The sequence below is a fragment of the Bradyrhizobium sp. AZCC 2289 genome (assembly GCF_036924615.1).
Classification (GTDB): Bacteria; Pseudomonadota; Alphaproteobacteria; order Rhizobiales; family Xanthobacteraceae; genus Bradyrhizobium.
The window spans coordinates 8,122,484-8,133,569 of the sequence record NZ_JAZHRY010000001.1; the positions used below are offsets into that span (position 1 = coordinate 8,122,484).

Annotated in this window: 11 protein-coding genes; 7 read left to right on the top strand and 4 right to left on the bottom strand. The window is 63.2% G+C overall.

Translation table 11 applies throughout. From position 1 onward, the window contains the following. Positions 1–213 precede the first annotated feature (213 nt). Genes V1289_RS38265 through V1289_RS38275 form a run of 3 tightly spaced genes read right to left on the bottom strand, consistent with a single transcriptional unit; the run spans position 214 to position 3,354 of the window. Positions 214–1,131, bottom strand: a complete 918-nt coding sequence (locus V1289_RS38265; protein ID WP_334404089.1) for an NAD(P)-dependent oxidoreductase — start codon at positions 1,129–1,131, stop codon at positions 214–216. A gap of 24 nt (positions 1,132–1,155) precedes the next feature. Continuing rightward, the gene (locus V1289_RS38270) at positions 1,156–2,406 is read right to left on the bottom strand and encodes a Zn-dependent hydrolase (RefSeq protein ID WP_334404090.1); all 1,251 of its coding nucleotides are present in this window, start codon (positions 2,404–2,406) and stop codon (positions 1,156–1,158) included. Positions 2,407–2,436: 30 nt separating this feature from the next. Next, positions 2,437–3,354 (bottom strand): LysR family transcriptional regulator, encoded by a 918-nt coding sequence (locus tag V1289_RS38275; RefSeq protein ID WP_074280678.1) that lies wholly within the window; start codon positions 3,352–3,354, stop codon positions 2,437–2,439. 119 nt (positions 3,355–3,473) lie between these two features. On the opposite strand from V1289_RS38275, the gene V1289_RS38280 reads away from it, so the two are divergent. From V1289_RS38280 to V1289_RS38305, 6 genes are all read left to right on the top strand, one after another. Next, positions 3,474–4,298 (top strand): putative hydro-lyase, encoded by an 825-nt coding sequence (locus V1289_RS38280; protein WP_334404092.1) that lies wholly within the window; start codon positions 3,474–3,476, stop codon positions 4,296–4,298. A gap of 100 nt (positions 4,299–4,398) precedes the next feature. Then, entirely contained in the window at positions 4,399–5,643 is a 1,245-nt protein-coding gene (locus V1289_RS38285; protein WP_334404093.1) for an ABC transporter substrate-binding protein, read from the top strand. 193 nt (positions 5,644–5,836) lie between these two features. Next, positions 5,837–6,715, top strand: coding sequence for a branched-chain amino acid ABC transporter permease (locus tag V1289_RS38290; protein ID WP_074280684.1), 879 nt, complete (start codon positions 5,837–5,839; stop codon positions 6,713–6,715). After that, positions 6,715–7,695, top strand: a complete 981-nt coding sequence (locus V1289_RS38295; RefSeq protein ID WP_309183657.1) for a branched-chain amino acid ABC transporter permease — start codon at positions 6,715–6,717, stop codon at positions 7,693–7,695. The genes V1289_RS38290 and V1289_RS38295 overlap by 1 nt, the downstream gene beginning before the upstream one ends. Then, positions 7,692–8,423 (top strand): ABC transporter ATP-binding protein, encoded by a 732-nt coding sequence (locus V1289_RS38300; RefSeq protein WP_334404096.1) that lies wholly within the window; start codon positions 7,692–7,694, stop codon positions 8,421–8,423. Before V1289_RS38295 ends, V1289_RS38300 begins: the two co-directional genes overlap by 4 nt. Beyond that, on the top strand, positions 8,407–9,111 hold the full coding sequence (locus tag V1289_RS38305) for an ABC transporter ATP-binding protein (RefSeq protein ID WP_334404098.1): 705 nt from the start codon (positions 8,407–8,409) through the stop codon (positions 9,109–9,111). The genes V1289_RS38300 and V1289_RS38305 overlap by 17 nt, the downstream gene beginning before the upstream one ends. Positions 9,112–9,356: 245 nt before the next feature. Here the strand turns inward: V1289_RS38305 and otnC are convergent, their stop codons facing one another. Further along, complete coding sequence (gene otnC / locus V1289_RS38310; protein ID WP_334404099.1) at positions 9,357–10,016, bottom strand: 3-oxo-tetronate 4-phosphate decarboxylase; 660 nt, start codon at positions 10,014–10,016, stop codon at positions 9,357–9,359. Positions 10,017–10,166: 150 nt separating this feature from the next. Here otnC and ltnD point away from each other — a divergent pair, with 150 nt between their 5' ends. After that, on the top strand, positions 10,167–11,081 hold the full coding sequence (gene ltnD / locus V1289_RS38315) for an L-threonate dehydrogenase (RefSeq protein ID WP_334404101.1): 915 nt from the start codon (positions 10,167–10,169) through the stop codon (positions 11,079–11,081). Positions 11,082–11,086 lie beyond the last annotated feature (5 nt).

An 11,086-nucleotide genomic window follows, 5' to 3' on the forward strand; every position in this document is an offset into this window, starting at 1 on the left:
TGCCGACGACCGGAATGCTGCGACTTCCCCATGCCGACCCGACCTCTCGGCGAAGCATCCGTGAGATTTCCGGCGCCGACCGATTTTGGGAAAGTCCGTCTCAGTTGACGCAAGCAATATCAACGCTGTATCCACCTTTAGGAAACAACTTCCATCAACATCCGCCCCTCTCCCGAGAACACAAGGGGAGAGGGGAAGTAAGGGCGTCCGTGCCTACTTCGAACCCTTCGCAATCCTTCGGCAATGCGCCCACGCCGCACCAATCAAATTCTCGCTCGCCTCGGGCGTTCGGAACGCCGAATGAGCCGACAGCGTCACGTTCGGCAGCTTGGTCAGCGGATGATCGGCCGGCAGCGGCTCTACGTTGAAGACGTCGAGGCCGGCGTGGCGGATATGGCCTGACTTCAAGGCATCGATCATCGCAGCTTCATCGACGATGGCGCCGCGCGCGGTGTTGACCAGGATCATGCCGGGCTTCATCGCCTCGATGCAGGCGCGCGAGACCAGCCCGCGGGTCTCGTCGTTGAGCAGCAGATGGATCGACACCACATCGCTCTCGGTCAGGAGTTCGTCGAGATCGACAAACTCGACTTTTGGATGTTTCTTCGGCGACCGGTTCCAGGCGATCACGCGCATGCCGCTGCCGGATGCGATGCGCGCAACTTCGGCGGCGATGCCGCCGAAGCCGATCAGGCCCAGCGTCTTGCCGGTGAGTTGCATGGCGTCCTCGCGCAGCCAGTTGCCGGCGCGCATCTCGCGGTCCATCCGCGCGACGCCGCGCGCGGCTTCCCACATCAGCGCGATGGCGCATTCGGCCACCGCGGTATCGCCATAGCCCTTGATCAGGTGCACGTCGATGCCGAGCGCGCCGAGCTCTTCCGGGTTCATGTAGCTGCGCGCGCCGGTGCCGAGGAACACCACGTGCTTCAGCCCGGTGCACTTCTTCGCCACCTCGGTCGGCAGCGCGGTGTGATCGACGATGGCGATGGCGGCGCCATCCAGCAGTTTCGGGTATTGATCTGGTGTGATGTCCGGGTTGCGATTAACGCGAACCTTTGGATCGCCTGACTTTTCCAGCCGCTCGAAAATCACCGCCAGCGATTCATTGGCATCGACAAAAACACCGTGCACGGGGGTTCTCCGCAGTTGAGATGATTAAGAAGCGACGCCGGCGAGCGCCAGCACGGTATGCATCAACACGTTGGCGCCCGCCGTGCAATCGGCTTGGGTCGCATCCTCCAGCTCGTTGTGGCTGATGCCGTCCTTGCAGGGTACGAACACCATCGCCGCCGGCACGATGGTGTTGAGGTTGCAGGCATCGTGACCCGCGCCTGAGGTGATGCGGCGGTGGGAATAGCCGAGCATCGTGGCGGCGTTCTCGACGGCATCGACCAGCTTGGGATTGAAATGCGTCGGCGGCTTGCGCCAGACCAGATCGAGATTGACCTCGACCTTGCGCCGGGCCGCGATTCCGGCAATCGATGCGCGTAGATCCTTGTCGAGCGCGTCCATGATCGCGGCATCGGCGCTGCGGCAGTCCACGGTGAAGGCGATTTCGCCGGGGATGACGTTGCGCGAGGGGTTGGCGATCACGGCTTCGCCGATGGTGCCGACCGCCTTCGGGCCGTGTTTCCTGGCGATGGTCTCCATCGCCAGCACGATTTCCGACAGTGTCGCCAGCGCGTCGCGGCGCAGCGGCATCGGCGTCGAGCCGGCATGGCTTTCAAAGCCGGTGATCTTGCCGTCGTACCACAGCACGCCCTGGCCGGAATCGACCACCCCGATGGTCTTGTTCTCGGCTTCGAGAATCGGGCCCTGTTCGATGTGCAGTTCGACGAACCCTGAGAATTTTTGGTGGCCGACCGGGCTATTGCCGCGATAGCCGATGCTGTCGAGCGCCTGCCCGACAGTGACGCCTTCGGAATCCTTGCGCGACAAAATATCGTCGGTGGTGAAGTCGCCGACATAGGCGGCCGAGGCCATCATCGCCGGCGCAAACCGCGAGCCTTCCTCGTTGGTCCAGTTGCAGATGCAGATCGGTATCTCGGTTTCGATCCCGGCATCGTTGAGGGTGCGAACCACTTCGAGCGCGGCCAGCGTGCCGAGCACGCCGTCATACTTGCCGCCGGTGGGCTGGGTGTCGAGATGCGAGCCTATGCCGATCGGCGGTTTCGACATGTCGCGTCCCCTGCGCAGGCCGAACATCGAGCCGAGCGTATCGACATGCACCTCGAGGCCTGCGGCCTCGCAGGCTTTGCGGAACCAGTCGCGCACCTGCTTGTCCTCGGGGCCCAGCGTCAGCCGCCGCACGCCGCCTTTGGGCGTGGCGCCGAATTTCGCGGTTTCGTGAATCGTGTCCCACAGGCGGGCGGAATCGATTTGCAAATTGGATGCGATTTTTGTCATGAAGCTATTCCGAAGATCAGGCGATCCGTTTCAATGACGCGGCGACAGCGGCGCGTCAACAACGACGCCGCCTTGCGCCAGGGAAGCGGCGAGTTCGGCCACCCGCTCGATGGCGACGGTGTCGGGGGAGGCCAGCCAGCTCGCCGAAAACGTCAACAGCGGTATCTGCAGGTTGGTCGACAGCAATTGCAGCCGTCCATCGGCCAGTTCGTTTTCGACGATCGCGGTCGGAATCACCGCGATGCCGAGGCCCTCGATCGCCATATGGATCACCGTGCCCAGTGAGGCGCTGGCGTGCAGGCGGATCGGCGGCAAATCGGGCCGGTTGAACAGCGCGCGCACGATCTCGTAAGGCGGGGTCTTGCGCGGAAAGGTGATGATCGGAAATTTCGCCAGATCGTGCACCGTCAGTCGCTCCTTGCCCAGGCCGAGCGAAGGGCTGGCCAGAAATCCCACGGAATAGTCGCACAGCACCCGGTTGCTGATGGTCGGCCCGGTCAGCGGTCCGAGCAGGAACGCGAGCTCGATTTCCTGCGCCAGCAGCCGGGTGCGCAAATTCGAGGTGATGTCGACTTCGATCTCGACAGAGAGGTTGGGATAGGCGTGATTGACGCTCTTGATCAGCTGCGTCAGAAAAGTGTGGACGATGGTCTCGGCGACGCCGAGCCGCAGCACGCCGCGCATCGCCGAGTGGTCGCCGACCACCGCCAGCATTTCCGAGCGCAGGCCGATCAGCTTTTCCGCATACACCATCATCTGCCGTCCGTGCGGCGTCGGCAGCACCATGCGGCGGTCGCGCTGCAGCAGCTTCACGCCCACCTCCTGCTCGAGCTGGGCGATCCGCTGCGAGATCGCGGGCTGGGTGGTGTTGAGCTTCTGGGCCGCGCCGCGGAAGCTGCCCAGCGTCACCACCCACATGAGGGTCTCAATTGCCTTGAAATCGACCATGCACTTCAATCTCGCAGTTCGATAAATTTGATTTATCGATCTTGATTAAAAACTACGATTAGACATTATGGTAGCCGTATGCGCCATTGTCTGTCGAGCAAATTAGCGCGGGATCAACGATGACCAGCCTCGCAAAAACAGAGCGGCTTATCGATCAGGCGGCGGCGGATCTTTCGCCCGGCGTCGCGGCCCGGCATGCCTACCGCGCCGGAATGGCGGCAAGCACCGCCGGTGTCGCCAACGGCTGCGTCCAGGGCAATCTCGCGATCCTGCCGGAAAAGCTCGCCGGCGCGTTTCATCGCTTCTGCCAGCTCAATCCAAAGCCGTGCCCGATCATCGGCATGTCCGATGTCGGCAATCCCCGCATTCCCTCGCTCGGCCTCGACCTCGACATCCGCACCGACGTGCCGCGCTATCGGGTCTGGCGCGATGGCGAGGTCGTGGACGAGCCGACCGACATCATGTCGTACTGGCGCGACGATCTCGTCGCCTTCGTGCTCGGCTGCTCGTTCTCGTTCGAAGAGGCGCTGTTGGACGAGGGGCTGCCGATCCGCCACATCGAACACAAGGTGCGCGTGCCGATGTTCCGCACCAACATCGCCTGCAGCCCGTCGGGACCGTTTGCCGGTCCGATGGTGGTGTCGATGCGGCCGTTCAAGCCGGCGGATGCGATCCGCGCGGTGCAGATCACTTCGCGCTTTCCGTCCGTGCACGGCGCGCCGGTTCATCTCGGCCTGCCGGGTTCGATCGGCATCGCCGATATCACCAAGCCCGACTATGGCGATCCGGTACCGGTCGCAGCCGACGAGATTCCGGTTTTCTGGGCTTGCGGCGTGACGCCGCAGGCGGTGATATCAGCCGCCAAGCTGCCGTTCGCGATCACGCATGCGCCGGGATTGATGCTAGTGACCGATCTGAAGAACAAGCAATTGGCCGTGCTTTAATGGGCAGCGTCTGCCGTTCTTTGAGGCTTTACCGCAAGCCTCGCGCGTTTCATCGATGGTCTTGAATCAGATAGTCTTGGGATTAACAGGGGATTTTACAATGACGATCACTCGCCGCAATGTATTGCTCGGAGCCACCGCTGTCGCAGCTCTCGCACCGATCGCGAGCCGCGCGCAAACCACGGAAGTGGTGATCGGCGTCATCTATCCATTCTCCGGCGCCAACGCCCAGCTGGGCGTCGATGCCCAGAAGGCCTATGAGACCGCGCTGGAAATCATCAACAAGGACTACGATTTCGTTCTGCCGCTGGCCAAGGGCGAAGGTTTGCCCGGTCTCGGCGGCGCAAAAATCCGCCTCGTATTCGCCGACCACCAGTCCGATCCGCAGAAGGGCCGCGCCGAGACCGAACGCCTGATCACCCAGGAAAAGGTTTGCGCCGTCATCGGCACCTATCAGAGCGCGGTCGCGGTCACCGTCAGCCAGATCTGCGAGCGCTACCAGATCCCGTTCATCTCGGCGGACAATTCCTCGCCGAGCCTGCATCGCCGCGGTCTGAAATTTTACTTCCGCGCCGCACCGCATGACGAGATGTACTCGGCCGCGATGTTCGATTTCTTCGATGCCATGAAGAAGAAGGGCACCAAGATCGAAACGCTGGCGCTGTTCCACGAGGACACCATCTTCGGCACCGATTCCGCCAACGCCCAGCTCAAGCTGGCCAGTGAGCGCGGCTACAAGGTGGTCGCCGATATCAAATACCGCGCCAACTCGCCGTCATTGTCGGCCGAGGTGCAGCAGCTCAAGGCGGCCAATGCCGACGTGCTGATGCCCTCGAGCTACACCACCGACGGCATCCTCCTGGTCAAGACCATGGGCGAACTCGGCTACAAGCCGAATGCAATCGTGGCCCAGGACGCCGGCTTCTCCGAGAAGGCGCTGTATGACGCGGTCGGCGACAAGCTCGAAGGCGTGATCTCGCGCGGCACCTTCTCGCTCGATCTCGCCGCCAAGCGGCCGATGGTCGGCAAGATCAACGCCATGTTCAAGGAAAAGTCCGGCAAGGATTTCAACGACCTCACGTCGCGGCAGTTCATGGGCCTGATCGTGATGGCGGAAGCCATCAACCGCGCCAAATCCACCGACGGCGACAAGATCCGCGAGGCGCTGGTGGCGACCGACATCGCGGGCGAGCAGACCATCATGCCGTGGAAGCGCATCAAGTTCGACGAGATGGGCCAGAACAACGACGCCGACCCGGTGCTGCTGCAATATACCGGTGGCAAGTTCGTCACCGTCTCGCCGCCGCAAGCGGCGATCGCCGAAGCCGTCTGGCCGATGAAGTAATGGCCGCGCGCGGGGGCGGGGGGCAAAACGCGGTGACAGCCGAGACCATCATCTGGAGTCTCTCACGCTTCGTCATTGCGAGCGAAGCAAAGCAATCCATGGTGCAGCGAGAAGAAAGAATGGATTGCGTCGTCGCTTCGCTCCTCGCAATGACGAACCCTTACGGTAACGCCTCGGGCTTGGAGCAACCCCGGTGACAGCCGAGACCATCATCCAGAGTCTGGCGAGCGGCCTGTTGATGGGGCTGCTCTATGGGCTGATCGCCGTCGGGCTGGCGCTGATCTTTGGCCTGATGGACGTCGTGAATTTCGCCCATGGCGAATTCCTGATGATCGCAATGTATGCGACCTTCTTTCTGTTCGCATTCTTCGCGATCGATCCCTTGCTGGCCGCGCCGCTGGTGGCGGCGGCGCTGTTCGTGTTCGGGGCGGTGGTCTACCTTTTGATCGTGCGTTTTGCGGTGCGCGCCAAGGCCAACGCCGGCATGGTGCAGATTTTCTCCACCTTTGGGCTTGCGATCGTCATGCGCGGCCTGGCGCAATTCTTCTTCACGCCGGATTATCGCAGCGTCACCCATTCCTGGCTTGGCGGTAAAACCATCTCGCTTGGCGGCATCTTCCTGCCCGAGCCGCAACTGGTCGGCGCAGCAGTCTCGATCGCGGCGTTCGGCGGGCTGTATTTCTTCATCAACCGCACCGATTTCGGCCGCGCGCTCGAAGCCACCCGCGAGGACGCCGGCGCGGTGGCACTTGTCGGCATCGACAAGAATCGCGTGTTCGCGCTGGGCTGGGGCCTTGGTGCTGCGCTGGTGGGCCTGGCCGGCGCCATCATGTCGATATTCTTCTACATCTATCCCGATGTCGGCGCGTCGTTTGCGCTGATCGCCTACGTTACTGTGGCGCTCGGCGGTTTCGGCAGCGTGTTCGGCGCCTTTGCCGGTGGCATCATCGTTGGCCTCGTCGAAGCCACCACCGCCATGATCCTGCCGCCGTCGCTGAAATCGGTCGGCATCTACGCGGTCTATTTGCTGGTGGTGTTCGTCCGGCCGCGCGGCCTGTTCGGGTCGATCTGATGGATAGCGATTTCGCCCAGCGCCGCCGCCGCGACCTGATCGTCGCCGCTTGCCTCGCCGTGATCGCTGCTCTCGTCCCGCTGTTCGTCAAGGACGTCTACGTCCAGAACATCATGGTTCTGACCTTGATGTACGCCGCGTTGTCGCAAAGCTGGAATATCTTGTCTGGCTATTGTGGACAGATTTCGCTCGGCCATGCGCTTTATTTCGGACTCGGCGCCTACACCACCGCGATCCTGTTCACGAAGTTCGGCGTGCTGCCGTGGTTCGGCATGCTCGGCGGCGGGTTGATCTCGGCGCTCATCGCGATGGCGCTGGGTTATCCATGTTTTCGGCTGCGTGGGCATTACTTTGTCATCGCCACCATCGTCATCGCCGAAATCGCGTTGCTGCTGATCCAGAACTGGGATTGGGCGGGTGCAGCGCTCGGCATCGATATTCCCGTGCGCGGCGACAGCTGGCTCAAATTCCAGTTCACGCGCAGCAAGCTGCCCTATTTCTATTTCGCGCTGGGGCTGGCCTGCGTCGCCTGGTTCGTCACCTGGTGGCTGGAAGATTCCAAATGGGGCTTTTGGTGGCGCGCGGTGAAGGACAATCCGGACGCCGCCGAAAGCCTCGGCGTCGTCGTGTTCAATTCCAAGATGGGGGCGGCAGCGGTGTCGGCCTTCCTCACCGCGGTCGGCGGCGGCTTTTATGCGCAGTTCGTCTCCTACATCGATCCCGAAAGCGTGATGGGTTTTCAGTTCTCGCTGCTGATGGCGCTGCCCGCGGTGGTCGGCGGTATCGGCACCTTGTGGGGGCCGATGCTGGGCGCGGTGATCCTGATCCCGCTCACCGAACTGACGCGCTCCTTCATCGGCGGCTCCGGCCGCGGCGTCGACCTGATCGTCTACGGCTCGCTGATCGTGCTGATCTCGCTGGCGCGGCCGCAGGGCCTGATCGGGTTGTTCTCTCCGAAGCGCAAGGAGGCGGTGCGATGACGCTTCTCCTGGAAACCCGCGGCGTCTGGCAACGCTTCGGCGGCCTGATCGCCAACAGCGATGTCTCGATTTCGGTCGGGCGCGGCGAAATCGTCGGACTGATCGGGCCCAACGGCGCCGGCAAGTCGACGCTGTTCAATCTGATCGCGGGCGTGCTGCCGCCGACCCAGGGCTCGATCTGGTTCGACGGCGAGGACGTCACCAGGCTGCCGGCGGCCGAGCGCTGCCAGCGTGGCATCGGCCGCACCTTTCAGGTCGTGAAGAGTTTTGAGACCATGAGCGTGATCGACAATGTCATCGTCGGCGCGCTGGTCCGCAACACCGTGATGCGCGTGGCGCGCCGCAAGGCCTACGAGGTGCTGGAATTCTGCGGCCTTGCCGCCCGAGCCAACGTGCTGGCCAGCGACCTGGTTCCGTCGGAAAAGCGCCGGCTCGAAGTCGCGCGGGCGCTGGCGACCGAGCCAAAGCTGCTGCTGCTCGACGAAGTGCTCACGGGTCTGACGCCGGTCGAGGCGAAAACCGGCGTCGAACTGGTGCGCAAGGTGCGCGATACCGGCGTCACCGTGCTGATGGTCGAGCACGTCATGGAAATCGTGATGCCGCTGGTCGATCGCGCCATCGTGCTCGACCTCGGCAAGGTTTTGGTTGAGGGCAAGCCGACCGAGGTGGTCCGCGATCCCAAAGTCATCAGCGCCTATCTGGGAGACCGTCATGCTGTCGGTGCATGAAGTCACGACCGCCTATCAGGGGCTGGTCGCGATCTCGGCGGTGTCAATCGAAGTCGCCAAGGGCGAAATCGTCTGCGTCGCCGGCGCCAACGGGGCCGGCAAGTCGACCTTGCTGAAATCGATCGCCGGCGCCGAGCGCCCGCGCTCCGGCACCGTGACCTTCGACGGCGTCCGCATCGACGGCAAGGCGCAGCATTTGATCACCAAGGACGGCATCGCCTATGTGCCGGAAAACCGCCGGCTGTTCCCGCGGCTGTCGGTGCGCGACAATCTGCGGCTCGGCAGCTACCTCTATCGCGGCGAGGCCAACCGCGACGAACCGCTGGACCTTGTGTTTCAGCTGTTCCCGCGGCTGTCCGAGCGCCTGGACCAGCGCGCCGAAACGCTTTCCGGCGGCGAGCAGCAGATGCTGGCGATCGGCCGCGCCCTGATGACGCGCCCGCGGCTGTTGATGCTGGACGAGCCGTCGCAGGGCATCATGCCAAAACTGGTCGACGAAATCTTCCAGGCCGTGATGCGTATCCGCGACACCGGCCTGACCGTGCTGATCGTCGAGCAGCGCATGGCCGAATGCCTCGAAATCGCCGATCGCGCCTACATTTTGCAAACCGGCCGCGTGCTGATGCAGGGCAGTGCGGCTGAGATCAGCACCAATCCCGATGTGCGCAAGGCATATCTGGGATTGTGATTCGTCATTGCGAGGAGCGCAGCGACGAAGCAATCCATTCTTTCTTTGCGTGGCGGGATGGATTGCTTCGCTTCGCTCGCAATGACGTGGAGAGGGCGCGCTCTGGATTTTCTCCGTCAAGCCCGGGCTTGTCCCGGGCATCCACGTCTTGCTTTCTCTTGCGCGAAAGACGTGGATGGCCGGCATAGGCGAGCGGAAGCGACGCCGTCCTTCGGACGGCTATGCCCGGCCATGACGAGGAGGGGCTAGTCGTGCCCATGTTCCGGCAGCACCAGCCCAAACACCTTCGTCAAATCCTTGACCTGCTCCGACGACAAATACCGCGGGTTCAGCCCGCGCAGCAGCAGATACAATTTCGCGGTCTCTTCCAACTCCTCGATCGCGAACACCGCGGCTTCCAGCGTGTCGCCCGATACCACCGGACCGTGATTGGCGAGCAGCACGGATGAGTATTTTCCGGCCAGTCCCTTGATCGCGTCGGCGACCGCGGGATCGCCGGGCCGATAATACGGCACCAGCGCGGTCGCCCCGCATTTCATCACATAATAGGCCGTCATCGGCGGCAGGGCCGCGCGCGGATCGATTTCCGGCAGCATCGACAGTGCCACCGAATGGGTCGAGTGCAGATGCACCACCGCGCGGGCGGCGTCGCGGGTTTGATAAAGCGCGGTATGCAGCGGCACCTCCTTGGTCGGGGCGTCGCCGGACAGCAGCCTGCCGGACGCATCAAGCCGCGATAGCCGCGCCGGGTCGAGCGAACCCAGCGAGGCGTTGGTCGGCGTTACCAGCCAGCCGCCGTCGTAGAGTTTCACGCTGATATTGCCCGACGAGCCCGGCGTCAGCCCGCGCTCGAACAGCGAGCGGCCGAGGCGGCAGATTTCTTCGCGGATCCCGGTTTCGCTCATGGCAGCATCCCCTTGCCGCCTTGTCTCATGCTTTGGCAGCGCGGCCAAGCCGTGATACCCAGAGGCAAAGCCGCAAGCCGCATGATCCGGAAAAGTGGGTGCCGGTTTTCCGAAAGATCATGCTCAAGGAAACTTCTGAGGGAACGCCGTATGCCTGAATCCGTAAAACCAAGCGTCGCCGTGATCGGGCTGGGCTCGATGGGGTTCGGCATGGCGACTTCGCTGCGGCGTGCGGGCTTTGCCGTCACCGGCTGCGACGTCTCGGCGGAATCGGTCAAGCGGTTCGTGGCCGACGGCGGCAACGGCGCCAAGACTCCGGCGGAAGCGGCCAAAGGCGCCGACATTGTGGTCAGCGTCGTCGTCAACGCCGTGCAGACCGAGACCATTTTGTTCGGCGCCAATGGTGTTGCTGAAACCCTCGCCAAGGGCGCGGTGTTCATCTCCTCCGCCACCATGGATCCCGATGTCGCGCGGCGGCTGGCAAAGCAGCTGGAAGAATCCGGCCGGCTCTATCTGGACGCGCCGATCTCCGGCGGCGCCCAGCGCGCAGCGCAGGGCGAACTCACCATTCTGGCTTCCGGCAGCCCGGCGGCTTTCGCGAAAGCGCGTCCCGCGCTCGATGCGATGGCGGCAAAGCTCTATGAGCTCGGCGATGCCGCGGGCCAGGGCGCCGCGTTCAAGATGATCAACCAGCTGCTCGCCGGCGTTCATATCGCGGCGGCCTCGGAAGCGATTACTTTTGCCGCCAAGCAGGGCCTCGATATCCGGAAAGTCTATGAGGTGATCACGGCGTCCGCCGGTAATTCCTGGATGTTCGAAAACCGCATGCCGCATGTGCTGGACGGCGATTATGCGCCACGCAGCGCGGTGGAGATTTTCGTCAAGGACCTCGGCATCATCCAGGACATGGCGCGCACGGCGAAATTCCCGGTGCCGGTCGCCGCCGCAGCGCTGCAGATGTTCTTGATGACGGCGGCCTCCGGCATGGGCCGCGACGACGACGCCTCGGTGGCGCGGATGTATGCCCGCGTTACCGGCACGCACCTGCCGGGCGAGCCCAAGTAAGCAAA